This is a genomic window from Pseudomonas sp. MWU12-2029, assembly GCF_023242425.1.
In the GTDB taxonomy this organism is placed as follows: Bacteria; Pseudomonadota; Gammaproteobacteria; order Pseudomonadales; family Pseudomonadaceae; genus Aquipseudomonas; species Aquipseudomonas kribbensis.
In genome coordinates this window covers 18,788-41,211 of record NZ_JALJDY010000005.1, presented here as the reverse complement: position 1 = coordinate 41,211, position 22,424 = coordinate 18,788, and the positions used below count along the sequence as shown (strand labels likewise).

The window sequence follows — 22,424 nt, the reverse complement described above, 5'->3', positions numbered from 1 at the left end:
AAATCCTTTCAACATGCCTGCCCGCCAAGTGCGCTCTACAACAAGCGGGGCATCATATCGATCCATCGGTAACCCTTTAGTGAAGTTATTCTTTTTGGCCAGAATCTTGAATCTCCGGTAACGCTGGAGTTGGGTTCCTGCATCCCGGGAAGTTGAATTTGAGACTAGCCCACGGCGGGGACTATTCAAGCATTACACGCCCCAACATTCCCTGAACGAGACTGATGAAAGTCGATAAAAAAGCCCGGCCAGACACCTTCGTCACTGACGAAGAGTATCTGGCCGGGCTTTTGGCTGTTCAGTTACTGGTTATTGACGGTGATGTAGGGATCCCAGGTGTGGTCTGTGCCAATCTGGTTAAGGTCACGGTCGTACAGGGCGAAGTTGATGGTGTACCAGAGTTTTCCGGGATTCAGAGCAGTGGCTTGCCACAGGGAGTACGTCACATCGGTTTTGGAAATGCCACCGGGAGCCGCTTTGTTCAGGTAGATCACTACACCGGGCACGTTGAAAGAGACCGGGGCCGAGATGGTACCTTTGTAATCGCCGCCCTGATGAGGGTCGCCGGGCTGGACGTTCTTGATCTGTGCAATGCGATCGAAGTTGCGCGACAGCGTAGTGGCACGCCAGCGGATGTTGTCGCCGGTTTTGACATCGATCCACAACTCGTTGCCGCCTTCGCCGGTGTTGCCGCTGGCATGGGGATCGACGGCATCGCGCGTCACCAGCATGGAAATCGCACCGCCGACATCGTTGGGATGGGCAATCAGGTAATCGGCGTCGATATTGACGAGCACGTCGTAAGTATTGGTCGCACTGGACATTTTGCTGCTCCTTGTTGGAATGGCATGAACGACCGCCCCCGCAAAGGCTGTCCGGCTCATCCGGTCCCTGGATGCGGTCTGCGGAGAACGATAGGAGATGGCTTTATGGTGTCAACGTGCGATCAGTTGACGCGGGATAAACGCGGTGTAATGCGACGCGACCAAGGCTTTGATTTGCTTCTCTGCTGGCCAATCTCGTCATGGTTTTTGGGATGTACGCTGACTGCTTGAGTTGGTAAAGGCGCACACTCAACGTCGGCAAATGCTGGGGAAGCAGCCTCGACAGATAACGACAGCGGCTAAAAACATGGGTAGCATTTCGGCTTTTTTCACCAGTATTCAACTTGGACGAAAGCTAATCCAGACATGAAAAGAGGACGGCCATGTACGCTTTCGCGATCAGAGAAGCCTATGGCAGCAAAGAACTGCTGATTGAGTTCTATCCACAGCCATCGGATATCGGGTTCCAGGAGGCACTCCGCCTGGTACTGGTGCCATTGGGATTCTCGGTCAGCACCACGGAGCATGGCGTATGGGCATCCCACCCACATCCAGAAAGCAAGTTTGGAACTGTCCGAATTGACAGCGACTCTTGGACCGTTTTCGGAGAAGCCGAGCAGTGTTCCGACAATCCTACCCTCAACGGGCAACTCATTTATGAGCTCGGCTCAATACTGATCACTAGCGGGGCGTTCCAGGAAGTTCCGTGGCATGGCGCTGGCAAATCGGGTGGCTAAATTTCTGCAAAGCGCTAGTTGGCGAAGACATTGGCACTTTAGATCCAGCACGCCCAGGGAGGCATCGGATCAAAAATGGATTTCATCATGGATTTCTTGTTCAACCTGCTGGCGTACAAGGTAGGCGTTTTCGTGCTGCGATTGCTGAGTGGCGGCCGTTTCAAGGGAGAAAGCGGTTTTGCCTGGGGCTGGGCACTCGTCGTCGGTGGTTTGGTGCTGTACACACCTATTGTGACTACTATTGCCCTGCTCATTTATTACGGCGGCAGGTAGCTATCGCACCATCTTCAGAAGCGCACGGTGCGTTTCATCGTCAAAACCAACCAATGACCCATAAAAATGAAAACATCCGCCATCGCTTTATTGGCAGTTCTATCGTTCATTCAATCAATCCCCTCCTTCGCAGACAACCTCAACGGAAAGAATCTCTATTCACAGAGATGCGCCGTGTGCCACGGACCCGATATCAAGGGAACCGGCCCATTGGCCAATAAAAGCAATCCGCCGGCTCCCGACCTGACAACGCCCGCCTTCAAGAAACGATTGAGTGATTATCCGGGTGTTATCGTGTCGTCGATCATCCTTCGCCCGAACGGCGACCTGATTCCTAGAACCTTGCTCGAGAATGGTGTAAAGATCCCGCCACACGCCTGGAGCGTCAGCGACTTTCGCGATTTGAATCAGTACATGAACGATGTCATTTCAAAAAAACAGCACTGAGCCGGGTGCTAGCCTCCATCAGCCTTTTTGTCGGAACCTTTTATGTTTTCAATCAGGTCAACGACGTAGTCCTGATTGAAGCCTGCCACGAATGACCAGAACAGCAACTTGGCGTAGGCCGCATATCCCTCCGCATGCTGGCAAAAAATATCGTTGAAGATTTGCTTCAAGCATTGGGGATCGTCGTCCGGCACGATCACCGGAAACAAATCGCCTCGGATAACGCCGGAAAGGAACAAGAGATACAACAGCCCCGCCAGAATCCCGCCTATGAACGAAGGCAGAATCAGAGCGAACCATGATCGGGAAAGGTTTTCGATTTCGTCTTCAGTGAGTATTGAAAGTCGTCGGTGAAACCCTACATAGCCCCCGATATTCCCGGCGATACAAACGATAAAGGGTACTTTGTAGTCGGGCAGACTGTAAGTGACGGCAATCGCCAGCATTAACAGCGCTATGAAAATCCAGAATATTCGCTTCCAGATGATGTTGAGGTCTTCCTGACGATTCATGATCAGCTCCCTGATCCTGGCCATGTGTTGATTTTTTAGACGATAGACGAATCCTGTCGCGCGCATGGGGATCACACCGGAAAATGCCTACAGATCACTACAGAAAGAACACATCTGGGCTACGACACATAAGCACAACATCGGCTCTGGCAGCATCGTCAAATGAAGCTAAAACGACTCCTCATCAGCCTACTCTGCTGCATCAGCCCCCTGTCCCGTTCGGCCGACGTTCCGATCAAAGAACACATACCCTTTGTAAACGCCCGAAAGGCCTTGATCAAAAATGGCTGGATGCCGAACCCGACCTACACAGGTGAATACGGGGTCGAAAACATCCTTCAGAGAAAAGGCTTCACTGAAGTCGAGTCATGCACGGTTGGTCTTCAATTCTGCACTTTCAACTACGTCAGGAATGGCGTCTGCCTGGGCGTGGCGACTGTCGGGGAAGAGGTCAAAGACATGAAGGTCTATTCCTGGAGTTTCAAATGTCCTGAGCAGTAGCGCATGTCCTCCCAGCAGCGAGCCCGTTTCCTCCTCCATGTGAATGAAAGGCCGCAGGTCGCTCAGGTTTTGACGGGTAGCTCGCTTTTTTCACAACGACTCACCATCGTCCAATTGGTTGAGCAACCATTCGCCGCGTTGCCAAAGCGCCTGTTGTTTGGATTCAGGCATGCGGTCGAGGTTTCTGTAGATCATGCTCATGCGTTGATTGCCACGCAGTCGGTCACCGTGACGCATTAGAAAGTGCCAGTAAAGCGAGTTGAAAGGGCAAGCATCGTCTGTAGTGCTTTCGCTCACTTTGTAGGCGCAGCCACGGCAATAATCGGACATGCGTTTGATGTATTGGCCGCTCGCACAATAGGGTTTGGAACCTAGATAGCCGCCATCGGCGTGCATGACCATGCCCAGCGTATTGGGTAGTTCCACCCAGTCGAAGGCGTCCATGTAGATAGCCAGATACCACTCACATATTTCACTTGGTGCGATACCGGCGAGCAGTGCGAAGTTGCCGGTCACCATCAGTCGCTGGATGTGGTGAGCGTAGGCATGTTCCAGGCTTTGGCCGATAGCCTGGCGCATGCAGTTCATCTGCGTTTTACCTGTCCAGTAGAACTCTGGAAGCGATCGCGTATTACCAAAGGCATTTCCATGGGCATAGTCAGGCATCTTCAGCCAGTAGACACCGCGGACATATTCACGCCAGCCGATCAGTTGTCGAATGAAGCCTTCGGCGGCGTTGAGTGCGATGCTGCCGGACCAATATGCAGATTCCACATCGCTGCAAAGCTGGCGAAGATCCAGTAAGCCGATATTAAGTGCCGCGCTTATACGAGCATGAAACAGAAACGGCTCATCGCTGGCCATGGCGTCTTGATAGTCGCCGAAGGCTGCCAGGCCCCAATCGAGAAAGTAATCCCACAGGCTCTGAGCCTCGGCGTGGGTTACCGGATAGTCGAACGTGTCGAGGGCGCCATAGTGACTGGAGAAGTGTTTGGCAACTAACCCAAGCACATCCTCGGTGATTGCGTCTGGTGTAAAACGGGCTGGCGCAGGCGGCCTGACACCTTTGGGCAAGGCTTTGCGGTTTTCCGCATCAAAGTTCCAGGCTCCTCCGACCGGGCTGCCGTCGCCATTGAGTAACAATCTGTTCTTGCGGCGCATCTCTCGATAAAAGAATTCCATGCGCAGCTGTTTTTTGCCCTGCGCCCAGCGGGAGAAGTCGGCACGTGTGCAAAGAAAACGACGATCGGAATGCCACTTGATTGCCAAGCCGCAGTCCCTGATTGAATGCTCCAATCGCCAGTCACCGCACTCCGTGATGTGCAGTTCATCCGGCTTTAGGCGTGAGTGCCAGCGGTGTAATTCGCTCGGCACGGATCCAGTGTTCTCCGGATCATTGAGCGTTACGTACCGCACCCTGATTCCCCTCTGCCGCAACGCTTCGGCGAAGTGACGCATAGCGCTGAAAATCAGGACGATCTTTTGCGGATGATGAGGAACGTGACTGGCCTCTTCCATCACCTCGACCAAGAGCACCGTATCGCGCTCTTGATCCAGCGCCTGCAGAGAGGCAAGGTCGAAGGATAATTGGTCGCCCAGGACGAGGCACAATCGGCGAGTCGTATTCATCAATCAGGTTCCAGTTGATGGGGGCGTAAAGGCCCGATGACTGCGTAGATTTGATCCACAGAACGGCTTTCAAAAAGGGAGGGGATGAATTCTTGTACAAGAATACGAAAATGTACAATTTTATTGCAGGGTGTTGGCTGGGGCACACCACGGCATTCTGATTGGAACCTGAGCCTGGCCCACGACGAGGACTATCAAGGAGTACGCTCCCGCCCTCCCCGTCAGAAAGTGTTGGCCATTTACCCCGTTCACTCGTCGTCAAAATGATGAGTATGTGCCCGCAAGGAATCGGGTATTCCTACATGGATCAATCCGCCTGCCTCTATCCACGCCTGGGTTGATTGATATGCTCGTTGCAGAAGTTGATCCGTCTGATTGAAGTCGAACACTGAAGCGTCCAGCGGACATAACGGCGGCACAACATGGATAGCCGCGCGCACGCTATACAGTTCAATGTCGCGCACCAGTTGACGCATGCTCATCAAGTTGAGCGTGTGCAAGGCCAATGCGACCAGCCCGCTCGGTGGACACGGGCAAGCACAACCAAATCCGGTGGGCAGAACGACAACTCGCGTTGCGCCCAATGCAACTGCACTGGCGATCGGCGTGTTACTGGAGACTCCGCCATCAACCAGGAACTTCGAGCCGACTTGTACGTTGGGAAACACCAGCGGAATCGCAGCGCTGGCCATTAATGCCTGTTCAGCATTACCGCTGGATAAAAGCTCTTCAGCACCGTTCAGTAGATTGGTGGTGACGATATAAAGCGGCAGTTCGGTCTCTTCGATCAAATCGACCGGCAGTGACCGGCGCACTATACGGTGCAGCGCAGACGCACTCAGCAAGTGCCCGCGACGATTGAGGATGCCCTTCAGCGTGTCGAGTACCGAGAACGGAAACACATCGGACTGGCGCAAGCCGCGCCAGAAGCCCGCAAGCTCGGCCACGCCTTTGGCGTTGGGTCTGGCGGCAAAGTAGGCGCCGTTGATGGCGCCGACTGAAGCGCCAATCACCAGGTCGAAAGCGACCTCGGCCTCTAACAGCGCCTGCAACATCCCGACCTGAACCGCGCCCAGACTCCCGCCCCCGGCAAGCACAAGCGCAGTTTTGACTGTTGGCATGGCATACCCGACCGAAATGCTGCCCAGACCTGAAAAGCATAGCTGGCCGACGACCCCGCCCGGCGGAATGTTTTGAGCGCTGAATGGGGGGCTACACTTGATCTTGGGTTACGACGTTATTCGAACCCGGAGCTCCCTATGCCAACTGCACCTGAAGCGACTCATACCGTCCACCTGCGTCCCAGGAACAGCCATCCCCGGTGGTTGAGGCTGACGCATTGGCTGAATGCTTTGGCGGTGCTGGTCATGGTCACCAGCGGCTGGCGCATCTACAACGCTTCCCCTCTTTATGGTTTTAACTTTCCTGATTCGATCACCCTGGGCGGCTGGCTGGGCGGCGCGTTGCAATGGCACTTCGCGGCCATGTGGATGCTGGTTGTGGTCGGCCTTCTCTACTTGATGACCAATGTATTGAGTGGTCGTCTGTCGCGACGTTTTTTCCCGTTATCCATCAAAGGTTTTTTTCAGGATCTGGGGTCTGCGCTGCGGGGACGGTTGGGGCATGCCGATGTCAGCCATTACAACCAGGTACAGCGCGTCGCTTACTTGTTCGTGATGCTCGACATTACCGGGCTGGTGATTTCCGGGCTGGTGTTGTGGAAGTCCGTTCAGTTTCCGCTACTGCGTGAACTGTTGGGCGGCTACGACAGTGCCCGGCATGTGCATTTCATTGCGATGTCTTTTTTGGTGGCGTTCTTCGTGGTGCATCTGGTGATGGTCGCGCTCGTTCCCAAGACGCTGTGGGCGATGATTGTCGGGCACAAGGAGCGCCTATGAGCAAGCGAGTGCAAAGGCCTGAGCTGGATGAGTCGTCCATCCTGAAGGACGCCCGCAAAGTGCTTGCCTCTCGGATAGAAGACAGCTCTCGCCGCACTTTCCTGTTGCGCAGCCTGACGTTGGGCGCAGTGGCCATGCTGTCCGGCTGCAATATCTCGGATAACGAAAGCATTGATACAGCGCTGTCCTCCATGTCGCGCTTCAACGACAGGGTGCAGGGCTGGCTGTTCAACCCGAACGCCATGGCTCCCACCTACTCCGAATCGATGATTACCCGGCCGTTTCCCTTCAATGCTTATTACGGCATCGATGAAGCGCCCGCCGTAGATGAAGACAGCTACCGACTGGAAGTCACCGGCATGGTGGCCGACAAGCGCAGCTGGAAACTGGAAGAACTGCGGGCCATGGCCCAGATCGATCAGATCACCCGGCACATATGCGTCGAGGGCTGGAGCGCCATCGGCCGTTGGGGTGGCATACGTTTCAGTGACTTCCTCAAGCGCGTAGGCGCCGACACAGACGCCAGGTACGTCGGTTTCAAATGCGCCGACGATTACTACACCAGCATCGACATGGCCACGGCGTTGCACGCGCAGACGCTGCTAACCCTGACCTACGACGGCACCGTCCTGCCGCGTGAATATGGCTTCCCGATGAAGCTGCGCATGCCCACCAAACTGGGCTACAAGAACCCGAAACACATTCAGGCGATTTTCGTCACCAATACCTATCCCGGGGGTTATTGGGAAGACCAGGGCTATAACTGGTTTGGTGGTAGCTGACGCCCGCCACGATATTCGCTTCCAGATGATGTTGAAGTCTTCCTGACGATTCATGATCAGCTCCCTGATCCTGGCCATGTGTTGATCTTCAAGACGATAGACGAATGCTGTCGCGCGCATGGGGGATCACACCGGAAAATGCCTCGAAGGTCCGCTTCCGAAGCAAAACGAACCCTCGCAGCCTATCGGGAGTCGCCGACAGCGACCGTCCTCAGGCCAACCGCATCGACACTTCAATGTCATCGGCGAATGGCACGCTGAGATAACCACTCTGCGGCAAGCGCACATGCGCCAGATATTCCGGGCAGTAATCGGTGTTGTCGGCGATCACCAACGCACCGGGCCGCAGGCGCTTTTCCACCAGTTTCAGCACGTCGCCATATAACGCTTTGGCGCCATCGAGCAGCAACAGATCGACCGTTTCCGGCAGATTGCTCGCCAAGGTCATCAGCGCATCACCTTCGCGGATTTCAATCAGATCACTGACGCCCCCTTCAACGAAGTGATGTCGCGCCAGTTCGATTTTCGACGGTTCGAATTCACTGCCGATCAGCACACCGCCGCCGTTGTCCCGCAGGGCCGCGGCCAGATGCAAAGTGGACAGGCCGAACGAAGTGCCGAATTCGATGATGGCTTTGGCCTTGCTGCTGCGTGCAAGCATGTACAGCAGTTTTCCGGTGTCGCGGGAGACAGGCAGCCACAGGTCCTTGAGCATGCCATATAGCTCGCGGTACTCGGTTTTGCTGTGCATCAGACGTTCGCGTTCTTCATTGGATACGCAATCCAAAACCGGACTGGTGGCGGCGCGGGCCTGAGTGTAGAGGCGTTCGATCAGGGTTGCCAGAGGTTCTGTGGTCAATGCTGTCATGGTGGTTTTCCGTCAGTTGAGGGCTAAAATGCGAATGATTCGTCGCGTTTAAATGATGCGAGCGAATGGCCCGCTTCGCTATTCGCATTCCCTTTTCACGCCTGAGCCCACCATGACCGACCGCCAGACTGCCCGTATTTCCTCACGCAAACAGCCGCAGCAGGCACGCTCCGCCGAATTGGTTTCGGCGATTCTGCAGGCGGCTATTCAGGTTTTGGCCAAGGAAGGCGCGGCCCGATTCACCACGGCGCGGGTTGCCGAGAAGGCTGGGGTGAGCGTGGGCTCGCTGTACCAGTACTTCCCGAACAAGGCTGCGATCCTGTTCCGGTTGCAGAGTGATGAGTGGGTGCAGACCACAACAATGCTGCAGCGGATTCTGGAAAATCAGGAAACACCGCCACTGGATCGTCTACGCACGCTGGTGCATGCGTTCATCCGTTCGGAGTGCGAGGAAGCGCAGATGCGTGGCGCGTTGAACGACGCGGCACCGCTGTATCGCGATGCACCGGAGGCCCATGAAGTACGGGCGGCGGGCAAGCGTACCTTTGAGGTATTCATGGCTGAGTTGCTGCCACAGGCCAGTGAATCCAGTCGCACACAAGCCTGCGATCTGATCCTGGCTACGCTCAGTTCGGTCGGGAAGGACTTTTCACTGAGCCCGCGCACCGACGAGGAAATCACGGCACGTGCGGAGGCGATGGCGGACATGTTTCGCGCTTACCTGGTTTCGCTGGATGCCATATAAAGCTGCCGATACGCCGTCACCAGTTGGTCTTGATTGAACGCCAGATTGCGGCCGCTGGGGTTGGGCAGAATCCACACATTTGCCCCGCCGAATGTCGTGTCCTGTGCGCCCCATTCAAACGTTTTTTTCCCTGACAATCCGGCATAGGCAGCCTTGCCGAGAAACGCCACATAACGCGGGGCATAACGTTTGATCTTGCGCTCGAAGTTCGCCGCCGCTGCGGTGAATTCCTGCGCCGTCAGTTGATTCGCCCGCGCCGTCGGCCTTTCCACCACGGCAGTCAGCCCGCAGTGGTAATGCAGGATCGAGCGATCGTTTTCCGGACTGACCTCAAGGGTTGTGAATCCGGCCAGATGCAACGTGCGCCAGAACCGATTGCTCCGCCCGGCGAAGTGATGTCCCTGCTCCGCCGCCAACAGACCGGGATTGATCCCGCAGAACACCACGGACAGACCTTTGGTCAGGATGTCTTCAAGCATCAACTTCTCCCCTGTAATGCAGATACTCAAATCGGTACGACTGCGCGCTTGGATATTGACCGCTCATGGCAGTAATACCCATTCTTTCAAGCTACAGCCCCCAGCGCAAAAACCTACAAATACGTCAGAAAGCGCTGGCTTGTGGGCCAAATCCTTAGGCTTTATCTTTCTACCTCACTGCTCATCGACAAAATCAAGAGCACATTCAGGACTGATGGCTAGTCCATGATCAAAAACAAAGATGGCACGATTGACGACACTGTCATCTCTCCCTAATCTGCCCACATCCCGCCCAAGGCAGTAAGCCGTCCTAACCATCCAGGACGTGCCAAACCCTTGGGCGTTTTTGTTTTCAGGAAGAATGTATGCCCACAGCGGTTCTGGTTGACGGCGCCTACTTCATCAAGCGATTTCGAAGGATTGAGCCTCACAACGCATTCAATGCCGAACGCGCTGCCGATCTCGTACATCGATGGGCAACGGCTCACCTGATGTCCAGCCACGGGGCTTACTTGAACACCGGCACCGCCCCCACCCCATCCGCCAGCTTGAGATACTCGCGCAACCGCCCGCCGATTTCCGCGATCTTCGCTTCGCCCTCTCGCAAGGCTTGCGGGTTGGTGTGTACGGAGTAGTTGCCCAGTGCCAGATCGTAGGGATGAGGCTGCGCCGAGCCGATCACGAACACAGTGCCATCGCGCAGGGCCTTCAAGGTAACGGCACTGTTGCCTGGTTCGAAGACCGCCATTTCGCCCGCGCTGACCAGATCCGGTGTCGCCAGCAATCCACGGCTGACGCTCAGCCACAATGACTCGTGGCCTTCGGGTGGCGTGTAAGTCCAGGTTTCGCCGGCACTCAGCGTGACCAGCAGATAGTTGATACCTGCGGGTGCCCGAACCGGGCTTTGCACGCCTTGATGAGCGCCGAGAATCACCCGCGCCGGGCCCACTTCAGGCATCGCGGCGGACTCCAGATACTGGCTGTCGACACGGGCGTTCTCCAGCTCCGGCGGCAAAGCCACCCACAGTTGAAAGCCCTGAATCCGCTGCGACGTGCCCACCGACATTTCCTTGCCGTGCCACACCCCGCCACCCGCGCGCATCCACTCGACACCGCCGTAATCGATCATGCCCTTGCCCGATCCTTCGTCCTCGAAACGCAGGTTGCCTTCGGTAATCACCGTCACGGTGGCGATCCCCGAATGCGGGTGCATCGGCATGTTGTGAATGAACGAGGCCTCACCTTCGAACAGGTCGAGGAACACGAAGGGTTTGATCAACTGGCCCAGATCCGAAGGGCTCATCAGCCGCACGATCGAGCCGTGTCCGCTGCCGCTGGTGCGGTAGCGCAGAATGCGGTGAGTGACAGGTTCGCGGGTGTAGCCGGAGAGGTGTTGCTGAACGGTCATGATGATTACTCGATTCTGATGCGGGGAACGGCCAACAAACGGCAAAGCGCCGCGAGGGAATCTGTCCCTCGCGGCGCCCGGCTTTCAGCGGCGACGGGCGTCGAGGCTGAAGCGACCGGCACCGAAGGCCACAACTTGCAGCAGGCCGCCGGCCATGGCGATGTTCTTGAAGAAGTGGATGAACTGGTTCTGGTCAGCCAGCGCATTGTGGAAGGCCAGTGCGGTGACCACGCTGAATGCGGCCAGCACAGCGGCGACGGTGCGGGTGCGGTAGCCGGCGATCAGCGCCAGGCCGCCACCGATTTCGACGATGATTGCCAGCGCCAGCGCCACTTGCGGCAGCGGCAGCCCTACCGAGCCGATGTAGCCGATCATCATGGCCGGCGCGGCGAGTTTGGAGAAACCGGAGAGGATGAAAATCACGCTGAGCAAGACGCGGCCGATCAAGGCAGCCGAGGCTTGTTTGGTGTCGGAAGCGTTCTGTACAGCAGTTGCTTGGGCGATGTTTGCAGAAGTAGCCATGGGAGAATTTCCTTCAATGGGGTCCGGTTCGACTTGAACCGTCCGGATGAAGAAATGTTGCGCCTCGGCAGCTCATCTGAATAGCCGACTAATTTAGATCGTTACGTTCGATAAAATAGGTAAGCTGTAAATCCAGTAACGTCCCTCACGGTAACTCAAGGACACCGACATGATCTCCGACCCAGGCACACCGACACTCGATCAATTGCGGGTCTTTCTGACCGTCGTGGAAGTCGGCAGCTTCGCCGCGGCGGCGCGCAAGCTTCACCGGGCGACTTCGGTGATCAGCTACTCGATTGCCAACCTTGAGATGCAACTGGGCGTCACCCTCTTCGACCGTGAAACCACCCGCAAGCCGCAACTCACCGACGCCGGCCGCACCGTGTTGGCAGAGGCCCGGACCATCGCCAACGGGGTGCATGGCTTGCGCGCCAAGGTCAAAGGCCTGCTGCAGGGTCTCGAGGCCGAGGTGCATGTGGTGCTCGACGTGATGTTGCCCGCCGAGCGCGTGGTGGATGCGCTGAAATCCTTTCGCGAAGAGTTCCCCACCGTTGCCCTGCATCTGCACATGGAAGCGCTCGGCGCCGTGACTGAGCGGGTGATCAATCGCGGCGCGGTGGTTGGCGTGAGCGGGCCGATGAATGACGGCATCAACGGCATCGAAAGAATTGGCATCGGCGGCGTCGAGCTTATTCCGGTGGCAGCGCCGAATCATCCTTTGGCGACCGCCGCTGGCAATGTTCCGGGTGCCGGTCGCGAGCACACACAGCTGGTGCTGTCCGACCGCTCGCAACTGACCAAAGACAAGGAGTTCGCTGTACTGAGCAACCGCACCTGGCGCCTGGCGGACCTGGGCGCCAAACACATGTTGCTGCGTGAGGGCATCGGCTGGGGCAACATGCCGAGGCCGATGATTCAGGAGGATCTGGACAGCGGCCGACTGGTACAACTGGATTTGTCGGAGTACGCCAGCGGGCAATACACCTTTGACGCCATCTACCGTACCGATGCGCCACCGGGCCCGGCGGCGCGGTGGTTGATCGAGCGGTTCGTTCAGCAGAACACGTACCAGGCTTGATCCGGCAAGTTGACGACCGGTCATCCGAATGTTCAGATGCCGCCCTGTTTCAGGTGTCCCATGCCGCCGTGCATGGGGTGAAACGGGAAACCGGTGCGTTCGTTTCGAACAAGTCCGGTGCTGCCCCCGCAACGGTAGGCGCGTGATGCTTTCGACACACCACTGTGGCCAGACGGCCATGGGAAGGTGAAAGCGTCCATACGCGCGAGCCCGGAGACCGGCCTGAAATGCTGTTTGGCAAACTCCTGCGGTGGGCGGGCATGGGCCGGTGTCGGCGTGTGCGCGATGCCTTCTCCTGCATGCTCTTCTGCGAAGATCCTTTCGAGAAGACGATGATCAAACCTTTCAACACCCCGGCTCCATCCCTCTTGTTCGGCTGTCTGTTCAGCCCCCTGCTGCTGGCAGACGACACGCCGCTCGAACTCACCCAGCAAATCGTTTCCGCGCCGTCCGTGGAGTCCACCACCGTCGCCGACATGGCGCAGTTCGGCAGCAAGGTCGAGATCGTCACTCGCGAGCAGATCGAACGCGCCGGCCCCAGCGCCGATGTCAGCCGCGTGATGCAGATGTTCATTCCCGGCCTGTACGTCGCGCCGAAAAACGGCCCGTTCGACTACGGCACCTATTCCCTGCTGGGCGGGCGCAACGACGACACGCTGATCCTGCTCGACGGCGTGCGCCTGAACAACCGCCTCTACGGCGGTCTGTACCTGGACACCCTGCCGGCCAACGCCATCGAACGCATCGAAGTGCTCAAGGGCGGGCAGAGTCTGCTGTTCGGCACGCAAGCCGTGTCTGGCGTTATCAACATCGTCACCCGCAGCCCGCAGAGCCGCAAAGCCTCCGGCGAAGTGAACATGGGCGTGGATACCTTCGGTGGCACCACCGAAGATGCGCGGGTCGAGAACATCTTCACCAACGGCTTCGGCGACCTGGGCCTGCTGGCCTACGTCAGCCATAACGTTTCGGACGGCTATCAGCCGTTTCGCAATCGCGACATCAGGAACAGCAGCGAAAAGAATCGCGCCTACGAAGTCACGACCTTCGGCGGCAAGGCGATTCAGTCCTTCGGCGATGATGCGCGCCTGGAACTGTTCTACCAATACGCCGACGCCAACCTCGACTTCGCTCGCCCGGTGGACAACCACAAGACTACCAACGACCGCATCCAGCAGATCGCCACGGCGACCTTCGAACAGAACGTCAATGAACGCTTGAGCTACTTCGTCAAAGGCCACATCAACGACTGGGACACCCGTTACACGCGCATCAACAACACCGCCGATGGCGGCACCCGGACCATCAACCACAACGACTACTGGGGCTTCACCGACTGGGGCGTGCAGGCCGAAGGCAAGGCCGAGTTGCCCGGCGGCCATGTGCTGGTGTTCGGCACGGATAATCAATGGTTCAAGGGTCAGGACGATGTATTGATCATCGACAACGACAAGGCCGAAGCCCACGCGTTCTACACCCAGTTGCGCCCGCAGATCGACGCCCTGCCCGACTGGCACCCGAGCATCGGCATCCGTCACGAAGCCATGAGCGGAGGCGACAGCGCCACGGTCGGCATGCTCACCTCGCTGTACGACCTCAATGAAAACTGGTCTGTTCGTGGCCAGTACGGCACGGCCTACAAACTGCCGAACGCCGAGCAACTATTCGTCAACGAGCCGGGTGACGAACTGGGCAACCGCAACCTGAAACCGGAGAAAAGCCGCAACGCGGAGCTCGGTCTCGACTACAAAGGCTTGCTCATCGACCGCGAGTTCAGCGCCAGCGTCACCCTGTTCAAGCGCAAGATCGATGACCTGATTACCCTCGACGACATCCAGTGGGTCAACGGTCAGGGGCGGATCCAGATGCGTGGTTTCGAGGCGGACGCGAAACTGGCGCTCAACGATCAATGGAGCCTGCAGGCGGACATGACCCGCAACCTGACCGAGTCCCGCACGGGAGTGACGATCAACGACGTACCGAGCTTCTTCGCCCGTTCGCGCATCGGTTACGAGTCGGTTGACCGGATGTGGGGCGCCGGCGGTGCGATCCGCTATATCCGCGATGTGATCAGCTCGAAACAGGTCGAGTACGGCCACTACTCGGTGGTGGATGCCGACGCTTATCGCTATCTCGACGGTGCCCACCAACACCGGTTGAGCCTGTTGGTGGAAAACCTGTTCGACCGCGACTACGTCACCAGCCGCTCGAACAACGTCGACAACCTCGGACGGCCGTTCACCTCCGAAGTGCGCTACACGTACCGTTTCTGATGGCTGACATTATCACCACCGACGGCGTCGATTCGCACCCGGACTGGTCGCACGTTCCCGAGCATGCGCGCCACGTGTTCCTCTGCACCGGCCCGCGCTGCACCCAGCGCGGCGCCTTGCAGCTATGGAAAACCTTGCGCCGGCACTTGCTGGCCCATGATCGCATCGAAACCCCGGGCGGCGTTTTGCTGACCCGCACGCATTGTCAGTTCCCGTGCAATCTCGGGCCGGTCATGACGGTGTATCCGGAGACCTGCTGGTATGGCGTACGCAGCCACGCCGATGCGCAGCGACTGGTCGAAGTGCATCTGGTGGGCGGTGAAGTGGTCGAGGATCTGCTGATCAAGGAGCGCTCGTGAGAAGGCTGTGTTTGCTCGTGGGCGCCCTGCTCTGCGCTTCTCCGGCTCTGGCATATGATTACCGCAATTGTGGCGAGACCTGGCACTGGCCGGCCTCACCACCATCGCGGATTGTTGCGCTCAATCAGCATGCGGCCGATCTGGTGTTGGCATTGGGCGCAGGCCCGGCGCTGGCGGGAGTGGCCTATCTGGATGATATCGGCGCGCCTCAGACCGAGTACTTCGGTGTGCCAGTGATCTCGCACCGCTATCCGTCGAGCGAAGTGTTGTACGCGCAGAAGCCGGATCTGGTGGTCGGTGGATTTGCGACGGCATTCGGCAACGGCGTGACGTCACGCAGCGGGCTGGGGCGCAATGGAGTTGCTACGTATCTGCTGGAGTCGGCCTGCAACGGGCACTCGCTGGACTACTTTGAACACATCCGCAACGACCTCTCGACTCTCGGTGCCTTGCTGCACCGACAGCAGCGCGCTCGGGAACTGAGCGATGCGATGGATGCCGATCTGGCACAGGCCAAGGCTGTAACCCGCTCGGCCAAGCCGCTGTCCGTGTTCTACCTCGACAGCGAGGTCAACGGTCTCGACAGTGAAGGCCGGCGCGGTTTCGTCACCACTCTGCTGGCCGCCGCCGGGGCGCAAAACCTGTTCGCCGGCATCAACCAATACCGGGTGACCGTCAGCCGTGAAACCCTGCTCGCCACGGACCCGGACGTGATCCTGCTGGCCGACGCACACTGGTCGCCAGCCAGTCGCAAGCGCCAGTTGCTGATGCAGGATCCAGTGCTGTCGACCCTGCGAGCCGTGCGTGAGAACCGGATGATCGATATTCCGTTTACGCATCTGTTGCCGACGGTGGGAAGTGGTCGGGTGGCGCTGGAGTTGGCGAAACGGTTCAGGGCCATGTCCACTTTGACCTCCTCTTCCAATCACATGATGGCAATTCAACATTGACCTGATAATTCAAGAATCGTAGCCTCGTCGTTTCATCCAAACGGACATCGTCACTCATGGACAGAATCGCATTCGTTAAAACCGGTTGGGCTACCTTTTATGAGGGTGACGAAGTGGTGGGCCGGCATGCTCACATCGGCGAGTACAACGAAGCGCATGAGAGATTCAATTTCAGAAAATCCGAGGACGGCAGGTACTACGGATACATCCCCCCCATGGGGAAAAAGCAGAGTGCTCCCAGTCCAAGACAGGCAAGCGGCTGGCTTCTGATATTTGTCGCCGCACGAAATGGAACCGGCCCCCTTACCGTAGTTGGGTGGTATGAAAATGCGGTGTTCGAATACGCTTATCGCGACCGACCAGAGTATGAGGTCGGCGACTTTGAAATGGACATCCAGGGTCATCCCTACAGTTACTGCTTCAGTGCAGACCAAGCCACACTCATTCCTCTACAATTACGTCAGAATGTGGTTTCCGGGGACCATTTCAAGCGCTCGCCAATCATTTATGTGCAAGGCAACGGCTTGAATGATGCTTGGCGACAAGACTTTGCAGAGCTTGCAGAAACGATTGTCGGGCTTGCGCCAGTCATTGCCGAAACCAAGGCACCCACTTTCAAGTTTCCTGATGCCGAACACAGAAAACGCGTTGAAAAGGCAGCGATCGATAAAGCGATCCGGGAGTTCGATAATGAATATCGGGTGACTGATCGTCAGAAAGATAACTGTGGCTACGATCTATTGTTAGTCGACCGAAAGACGGGCGAAGAACTTCACTTGGAGGTCAAAGGGACCAGCACTCAGGTCATGCATTTTTATATGACGCGAAATGAGCAGAAGTACCTGAGTAATCCAAAGTGGCGCCTGTATATGGTGACCGGTGCGCTGGATCGCCCTCAAGGCCGACTTATGAATTTTGCAGAAGTCACGACTGTTTTTGACCTCGTACCCTTTGCATGGGAGGGGGTCGCCAAACACCGTGAGACATAATCTCCTGCTTGATCTGCACGGTTTTTCATTGACGTCTCTACAGGTCAGTCGGTGATACCTCTGTTAACACAGAGGTATCTCGAATCAAACTTAATCATGTGGGCGGCCCCATCATTGGGCCCAGCCACGCATAACCGCCCAATCCACTCTCATGCTCTAACAACAGGTCATGGGAATTACTGATCGATGGTATTACTGAAATCATGGACCACAAAACTACATTGGCGCGCCTTTCTGACGCGGCGGCCTTAATCGCAAGCAACGCGTTTACGGGATGTGCTGCAGCAGTGATTGCGCTGGACACCAGCCCCTCGTCCCAAGGTTTCTTTTCTATTCAAGGTTTGGCCAATTACGCACTAATCGCCTTTATTTTTTATGAGCTACTGGCTTTCGCGCTTTGGCTCTGGAACAGCTATAAAGTAAGAAAACTCCTGACTGAGGACGGATACCGACTGATCCCCCAGTGGAAGGAAAAGGATTGGGAATTGATTTCGGACCCCGTACTGCTTAAACGAGTACGCCAGGCCTTGATAAGAAAAAATGCAGATATGCAAACGGTATGCCTCGCTACTACCTTGATGGCCATCGGAATGATCGCTGCCATGATTCTCGGCAATACCGGGATCACAGCTGAGGGTGGGTTTGTAAGTACTACTGCGAAATTCGCCTATGCATTACCTGTCTTAATATTCTTTATTTTCTTCCCGCTGGGTCTGCATTTGTATGTATCAGGTCGCCGGCTTAAAAAAGGGGCCAACCAATGGATCAGCATTACCCGAAAACCTAACAGTGACGATATCGAGAAAGGCTTTGACCGGGATATCGTGCTTTGCCGCTCTCCGGTCAACCAAATAAAATGGGGTGGCCATTACCGTGTGATCAAGATTTCAAACTTCGAAAACGGACTGCCACCCAAGAGTAGACGTGATGGAATTGAATGGGCACCTGTGCCACGTTGAGAGCTCAATGCGTTCAGATACCGGATCAAGTTGAATCTAGTCGCGACGATACGAAAACGACCTGTACGACCGCAATTTCTTGTCCAGTATCCGGACAGCGATCTCGTCAGACTGGTAGAACGTCTGGGCAAACGTCCCGTTTGCCCGATTTGATCAAGGAAGAAAAAAACAATGAAAAAAGCTTTCGGCCTCCTGCTTCTGATCTGCCTTTCAGCCAACACAAACGCTGACGAAACACCCATCGGCTTCCGGACTTCTACACTACCGGACGCGCAAAATGACCGTCCGCTGGAGATGGTCGTCTGGTATCCCGCCAAAACCACCGCCACCCCTCAGTTGATTGCCGACGATATCGTGTTTGTCGGGACGTCCGCCGTGCGCGATGCGCCACCGACTGCCGGTGAGCATCCGTTGCTGGTGCTCTCCCATGGTTACCGTGGTAATTGGAGCAACCAGGCATGGCTGGCCACAGCCTTGGCCCGTCAGGGATACATCGTGGCGGCGGTCAACCATCCCGGCACCACGACGCATGACCGCAGCCCGAAAGCCGCTGCACAGCTGTGGCAACGACCTGCCGACATCAGCCGCGTCATCGATGCAGTCACCGCTCGACCCGAGCAACTGGGTGCCGTTTCGATGCGTCGAATTGCGGTAGCCGGCCATTCACTTGGCGGCTGGACCGCCCTCGAACTCGCCGGCTCACGGTTCGACCCCGAGCGTTTTGCCAAGGACTGCGCGGTCCATCAAAAACTAGCCAGTTGTTCCGTCTACAAGACGATCAACGTCGCCGCCACAGCAGAATCCAAAAGCCGGATGGGCGCGGACTTGAGTGATAAACGCGTCAGCGCCATCGTGTCACTGGACCTGGGCCTGTCACGTGGCATGACCGACACAAGCCTCGCCGCACTGCCGATTCCGACACTGGTAATTGGCGCTGGCGCGCCGTCCGAAGACCTGCCCGCCCATCTGGAGTCGGCCAATCTTGCCAAGCGCCTGCCTTCGGCATCGTCGCAGTATGTCGAGATCAGCGACGCCAGCCATTTCAGCTTCGTGGCATCCTGCAAGCCCGGCGCCGTGGAGTTGCTTGAAGAAGACTCGCCAGGCGACGGCATCATTTGCGGGGATGGCGGCGGCCGTTCGCGTGAGGTGATCCAGCAACAGGTTGTGGCCTTGATCGACGGGTTTCTGACCCGGTCGGCTCAAAACTGATGGCGCTGTTGCCTGCACATCGACGTTACGTCAGGATTCGTTCCTTTTGATCGGAAGGAGCAATCGTGGAACGTCTCTTCGTTTATGGAACCCTGGGCCCCGGCCGGCCGAATGAGCATGTGATGCTGAACATCGGCGGCACCTGGCAGGCCGCTTCGTTGAAGGGGCGTCTGTCGCACGCCGGCTGGGGTGCGGCGATGGGGTTTCCCGGGCTGGTGATTGCTGAAGATGGCGATGTCATCGAAGGCTATATTTTCTCGTCAGAAAACTTCCAGCAGCACTGGGCGGCGCTCGATGAGTTTGAAGGGGCCGAGTATCAGCGGGTTTTGACCAAGGTGACTCTGGATGACGGGACCGCAACGGATGCCTGGGTCTACGCCCTGCGCTAGACAACTTCACCAAAACGGCTACGCCCTGCTGCGCCGGGCAATCCCGGCTGCATGGCTGACCGGACTACGGAATACGTTCGACACCGGCGTAAAACCCTCAAGCGAATGGCCCGTGCCCCGTGGCATGGATTGGCGCCATTCGCTGCTGGACACTGACCCGACCGTTCAGGCTGTTTGTCGATTGCCACAAGTTCTGGCCGTGGCGGGCGAATTGATTGGCGAGCGCTTCTTTCTTTCACAGGTAGAGGGCCGTGAACCGCTTGCAGGTGGCGGTCATCAACAATTGCACCGCGACTTGTCGGCGCAGCGCCCCGGCGACACCGCTGTCGCGCTGGTCTATCTCGACGATTACGGCCCGGAGAACGGCGCAACCCGTATCATCCCCGGCAGCCATCGCCCTGCACTCGGCGAGCCCCCATTCGATTTCACTGACGAATCCCGATCCGTGCAACTGACGGGCAACGCCGGCGACATCCTGATTTTCGATGCCGATCTCATTCACGCCGGCAGCCTGAACGCCCCCGGCGCCCGCCGTCGCACGCTGCTGATCACTTATTTTTCGGAAACGCTCTACGCATCACACCTCGAAACGGTGGTTCTCAGAAACATTCGAATGGACACCAGAGAACGGTTCGATCCGGCAGAGTTTGCCCTGAGAAACGTTGGACAATTCATTTGACTTGATTGCCTCAGGCAACTATATAGTTGCTCAAGGCAACTATCTGAGCATCTGCCATGTCCGCGACTCCATTGATCGAACGAGCCGACATCGTCCGGCAATTCAACCGCTTCTACACCCACCAGATCGGTGTTCTGCAGGAACACCTGCTGCAAAGCGACTACTCGCTGACCGAGCTGCGCATCCTCTACGAACTGGCCTCCGGCGGCGATCTGACCAGCGCCGACCTGCGCCAGATGCTGAGCCTGGACGCGGGTTACATGAGCCGGCTCATCAGCAGCTTCGACAAAAAGGGCCTGATCCAGAAGGTCCCCTCCGCCACCGACGCCCGCGCCAGCCTGTTGCACATCACCGACCTCGGCCGCGAAATCCTCGCCCCGCTGGAACAGGCCTCTCGGCAGGAAGTCATCACCCTGCTCGAACGCCTGGCCGAGCCGCAGCAACTGCAATTGATCGAGTCCATGAAGCAGATCCAGACCTTGCTCGGGAGCGACAAGCAACCGGCCTACCTGTTGCGCGACCCGCAGCCCGGCGACATGGGTCTGGTGGTGCAGCAACAAACCGTGATCTACACCCGCGAATACGGCTGGAACTGGGAGTTCGAGGCGCTGGTCGCCGAAATCGTCGCCAAATACCTGCGCGAGTTCGACCCTGCCAGCGAACGCTGCTGGATTGCGGAAAAGGATGGCAAGGTTGTCGGGTCAGTATTTGTCATCCGGCACGACGCAACCACGGCAAAACTGCGCATGCTGTTTGTGGACGCCAGCGCTCGGGGGCTGGGGATCGGCAATCGACTCGTCGAGGAATGCCTGAGGTTTGCCCGGGATGTCGGGTACAAAAAGATGATTCTGTGGACGACCAGCAATCTGGTGGATGCGCGCAAGTTGTATCAGCGGGCGGGGTTTGAGTTGGTTGAGGAAGAGTCGATATTCAGCTTCGGGAAGGAGTTGGTGAGTCAGACGTGGGCGATTGAGCTTTGATGCTCTGTTTCGTCTGATTCCGGGGTGAAGCGCCCAAGGTTTGTTGAAGGGGACTGATCTATTTTTTAATAATTGATCAGTCCCCTTTCCGCTCCGTTTCTGTCACATCGGCTAATTCGTTCCTGACTCACTCAGGTGACCTGAAAAACACCGCACCCGTTCAGATCAAGCGCGCCCTTCCAGAATCTCGAATGAATCATCAAGTGGCGTGTACCCAATGGTTTTTCTGGTCTGATCAATTGAAAGCCGTTTATAGCGGTTACCCGAGACACCATGAACAACATGGAATCCGCTCAGATCGGCCTCGACGCATCGTTCCAGTAACGCTACAACATCCCTGTAGCTGATAAATGCGGCCACGTCCCGGGAGCTGTGGGTTTCTCCAGCGTGAAATCTGGCGACGTTTGCAATACGGACCGCGATTGTCGTCATTTGACCATCGTTTGCATACATCGAGGCCAGCGCTTCGCCAAACGCTTTGCTGACCCCGTAAAGGTTGCCCGGTTTAGGTGCCATCCATTCATGGATCTGGACGTCTTTCGGATATCCCTCAATCGCTTGGGCACTGCTCGCAAATATGAAGCGCTTGCAGCCTTGCGCTTTGGCGGCGAACAGCATGTTGTAAGTGCCGATAATATTCACAGGCAGCAGGGAAGACGTGAAGTCGGCGTCCGGGTTCGGATCAGCAGCGAGATGGATCACGGTGTGTATGCCTTCGCAGGCCTCTAGACAACTGGCCTGGTCCCTGATGTCGAGAGTGAAACGTTGTGCCGAGTCCGGAAGTGTTGCTACGTCTATATCGGCCAGACGCAAATCAGATTTATTGCCTCGCGCAGTCCAGAAAGCTCTGCCGATCTGGCCAGAAGCCCCCGTGATCAAAATTTTTGGCGTGCTCATGTCCGTATGTCCTTGTGGTAAACCTCGCGCTAGCCTCTCA

General features: G+C 57.0%; 25 protein-coding genes, 1 pseudogene and 1 riboswitch. Of the genes and pseudogenes, 16 read left to right on the top strand and 10 right to left on the bottom strand.

The genetic code is table 11. The features are described 5' to 3' along the window. Nucleotides 1-302: 302 nt before the first annotated feature. Nucleotides 303-824: an AidA/PixA family protein gene (locus tag M5B44_RS13445; protein ID WP_248739452.1), complete on the bottom strand. Its 522-nt coding sequence runs from the start codon at nt 822-824 to the stop codon at nt 303-305. A 383-nt stretch (nt 825-1,207) separates the two neighbouring features. Here M5B44_RS13445 and M5B44_RS13440 point away from each other — a divergent pair, with 383 nt between their 5' ends. The 3 genes from M5B44_RS13440 to M5B44_RS13430 all read left to right on the top strand — a co-directional run bounded on the left by M5B44_RS13440 (nt 1,208) and on the right by M5B44_RS13430 (nt 2,281). Beyond that, the gene (locus tag M5B44_RS13440) at nt 1,208-1,561 is read left to right on the top strand and encodes a hypothetical protein (RefSeq protein ID WP_248739451.1); all 354 of its coding nucleotides are present in this window, start codon (nt 1,208-1,210) and stop codon (nt 1,559-1,561) included. A gap of 75 nt (nt 1,562-1,636) precedes the next feature. Continuing rightward, nucleotides 1,637-1,834: a hypothetical protein gene (locus M5B44_RS13435; protein ID WP_248739450.1), complete on the top strand. Its 198-nt coding sequence runs from the start codon at nt 1,637-1,639 to the stop codon at nt 1,832-1,834. A gap of 66 nt (nt 1,835-1,900) precedes the next feature. Next, nucleotides 1,901-2,281 carry a c-type cytochrome gene (locus M5B44_RS13430; RefSeq protein WP_248739449.1) on the top strand — a complete coding sequence of 127 codons (381 nt, stop codon included), beginning with the start codon at nt 1,901-1,903 and terminating at the stop codon, nt 2,279-2,281. 8 nt (nt 2,282-2,289) lie between these two features. Here the strand turns inward: M5B44_RS13430 and M5B44_RS13425 are convergent, their stop codons facing one another. The 4 genes and pseudogenes from M5B44_RS13425 to M5B44_RS13410 form a co-directional block, all read right to left on the bottom strand. Further along, nucleotides 2,290-2,793, bottom strand: coding sequence for a hypothetical protein (locus M5B44_RS13425; protein WP_248739448.1), 504 nt, complete (start codon nt 2,791-2,793; stop codon nt 2,290-2,292). Nucleotides 2,794-3,260: 467 nt separating this feature from the next. Next, nucleotides 3,261-3,323 (bottom strand): annotated as a pseudogene (locus M5B44_RS29065) (hypothetical protein); the annotation flags it as partial. A 61-nt stretch (nt 3,324-3,384) separates the two neighbouring features. Continuing rightward, complete coding sequence (locus M5B44_RS13415; RefSeq protein ID WP_248739447.1) at nt 3,385-4,923, bottom strand: cryptochrome/photolyase family protein; 1,539 nt, start codon at nt 4,921-4,923, stop codon at nt 3,385-3,387. A gap of 248 nt (nt 4,924-5,171) precedes the next feature. Further along, a complete protein-coding gene (locus tag M5B44_RS13410; protein ID WP_248739446.1) occupies nt 5,172-6,044 on the bottom strand; it encodes a patatin-like phospholipase family protein in 873 nt (290 codons plus the stop codon). Between the two features lie 138 nt (nt 6,045-6,182). Between M5B44_RS13410 and M5B44_RS13405 the strand changes: the two genes are divergently transcribed. Both M5B44_RS13405 and M5B44_RS13400 read left to right on the top strand, forming a co-directional pair. Then, on the top strand, nt 6,183-6,821 hold the full coding sequence (locus M5B44_RS13405; protein WP_248739445.1) for a cytochrome b/b6 domain-containing protein: 639 nt from the start codon (nt 6,183-6,185) through the stop codon (nt 6,819-6,821). Further along, nucleotides 6,818-7,603, top strand: a complete 786-nt coding sequence (locus tag M5B44_RS13400) for a molybdopterin-dependent oxidoreductase (RefSeq protein WP_248739444.1) — start codon at nt 6,818-6,820, stop codon at nt 7,601-7,603. The genes M5B44_RS13405 and M5B44_RS13400 overlap by 4 nt, the downstream gene beginning before the upstream one ends. A 211-nt stretch (nt 7,604-7,814) precedes the next feature. Here M5B44_RS13400 and M5B44_RS13395 read toward each other — a convergent pair whose 3' ends face one another. After that, nucleotides 7,815-8,471 (bottom strand): O-methyltransferase, encoded by a 657-nt coding sequence (locus M5B44_RS13395; protein WP_248739443.1) that lies wholly within the window; start codon nt 8,469-8,471, stop codon nt 7,815-7,817. 112 nt (nt 8,472-8,583) lie between these two features. On the opposite strand from M5B44_RS13395, the gene M5B44_RS13390 reads away from it, so the two are divergent. Next, a complete protein-coding gene (locus tag M5B44_RS13390; protein WP_248739442.1) occupies nt 8,584-9,216 on the top strand; it encodes a TetR family transcriptional regulator in 633 nt (210 codons plus the stop codon). Here the strand turns inward: M5B44_RS13390 and mug are convergent. The 3 genes from mug to M5B44_RS13375 all read right to left on the bottom strand — a co-directional run bounded on the left by mug (nt 9,189) and on the right by M5B44_RS13375 (nt 11,625). Continuing rightward, a complete protein-coding gene (gene mug, locus M5B44_RS13385; RefSeq protein WP_248739441.1) occupies nt 9,189-9,695 on the bottom strand; it encodes a G/U mismatch-specific DNA glycosylase in 507 nt (168 codons plus the stop codon). The genes M5B44_RS13390 and mug overlap by 28 nt on opposite strands. 508 nt (nt 9,696-10,203) lie before the next feature. Further along, nucleotides 10,204-11,103 carry a pirin family protein gene (locus tag M5B44_RS13380; protein ID WP_248739440.1) on the bottom strand — a complete coding sequence of 300 codons (900 nt, stop codon included), beginning with the start codon at nt 11,101-11,103 and terminating at the stop codon, nt 10,204-10,206. An 84-nt stretch (nt 11,104-11,187) separates the two neighbouring features. After that, nucleotides 11,188-11,625, bottom strand: coding sequence for a DoxX family protein (locus M5B44_RS13375; RefSeq protein WP_114882599.1), 438 nt, complete (start codon nt 11,623-11,625; stop codon nt 11,188-11,190). Nucleotides 11,626-11,794: 169 nt separating this feature from the next. Between M5B44_RS13375 and M5B44_RS13370 the strand changes: the two genes are divergently transcribed. The 10 genes from M5B44_RS13370 (at nt 11,795) to M5B44_RS13325 (ending at nt 21,487) form a co-directional block, all read left to right on the top strand. After that, a complete protein-coding gene (locus M5B44_RS13370) occupies nt 11,795-12,703 on the top strand; it encodes a LysR family transcriptional regulator (RefSeq protein ID WP_248739439.1) in 909 nt (302 codons plus the stop codon). 34 nt (nt 12,704-12,737) lie between these two features. Beyond that, nucleotides 12,738-12,944: riboswitch (cobalamin riboswitch) on the top strand. A gap of 91 nt (nt 12,945-13,035) precedes the next feature. Then, on the top strand, nt 13,036-14,973 hold the full coding sequence (locus tag M5B44_RS13365) for a TonB-dependent receptor plug domain-containing protein (RefSeq protein ID WP_248739438.1): 1,938 nt from the start codon (nt 13,036-13,038) through the stop codon (nt 14,971-14,973). Continuing rightward, the gene (locus M5B44_RS13360; protein WP_114882595.1) at nt 14,973-15,332 is read left to right on the top strand and encodes a (2Fe-2S) ferredoxin domain-containing protein; all 360 of its coding nucleotides are present in this window, start codon (nt 14,973-14,975) and stop codon (nt 15,330-15,332) included. Before M5B44_RS13365 ends, M5B44_RS13360 begins: the two co-directional genes overlap by 1 nt. Further along, complete coding sequence (locus M5B44_RS13355; RefSeq protein ID WP_248739437.1) at nt 15,329-16,282, top strand: ABC transporter substrate-binding protein; 954 nt, start codon at nt 15,329-15,331, stop codon at nt 16,280-16,282. The genes M5B44_RS13360 and M5B44_RS13355 overlap by 4 nt, the downstream gene beginning before the upstream one ends. 56 nt (nt 16,283-16,338) lie before the next feature. Then, nucleotides 16,339-17,271, top strand: a complete 933-nt coding sequence (locus M5B44_RS13350) for a DUF3883 domain-containing protein (protein WP_248739436.1) — start codon at nt 16,339-16,341, stop codon at nt 17,269-17,271. A gap of 203 nt (nt 17,272-17,474) precedes the next feature. Continuing rightward, nucleotides 17,475-18,230, top strand: a complete 756-nt coding sequence (locus M5B44_RS13345) for a hypothetical protein (RefSeq protein WP_248739435.1) — start codon at nt 17,475-17,477, stop codon at nt 18,228-18,230. Between the two features lie 171 nt (nt 18,231-18,401). Next, nucleotides 18,402-19,439 carry an alpha/beta hydrolase family protein gene (locus tag M5B44_RS13340; protein WP_248739434.1) on the top strand — a complete coding sequence of 346 codons (1,038 nt, stop codon included), beginning with the start codon at nt 18,402-18,404 and terminating at the stop codon, nt 19,437-19,439. A 65-nt stretch (nt 19,440-19,504) separates the two neighbouring features. Further along, a complete protein-coding gene (locus M5B44_RS13335; RefSeq protein ID WP_248739433.1) occupies nt 19,505-19,828 on the top strand; it encodes a gamma-glutamylcyclotransferase in 324 nt (107 codons plus the stop codon). Next, nucleotides 19,803-20,507 carry a phytanoyl-CoA dioxygenase family protein gene (locus M5B44_RS13330; protein WP_248739828.1) on the top strand — a complete coding sequence of 235 codons (705 nt, stop codon included), beginning with the start codon at nt 19,803-19,805 and terminating at the stop codon, nt 20,505-20,507. The genes M5B44_RS13335 and M5B44_RS13330 overlap by 26 nt, the downstream gene beginning before the upstream one ends. Nucleotides 20,508-20,563: 56 nt before the next feature. Next, a complete protein-coding gene (locus M5B44_RS13325; protein WP_248739432.1) occupies nt 20,564-21,487 on the top strand; it encodes a helix-turn-helix domain-containing GNAT family N-acetyltransferase in 924 nt (307 codons plus the stop codon). A gap of 165 nt (nt 21,488-21,652) precedes the next feature. Here the strand turns inward: M5B44_RS13325 and M5B44_RS13320 are convergent, their stop codons facing one another. Then, entirely contained in the window at nt 21,653-22,384 is a 732-nt protein-coding gene (locus tag M5B44_RS13320) for an NAD-dependent epimerase/dehydratase family protein (protein ID WP_248739431.1), read from the bottom strand. Nucleotides 22,385-22,424 lie beyond the last annotated feature (40 nt).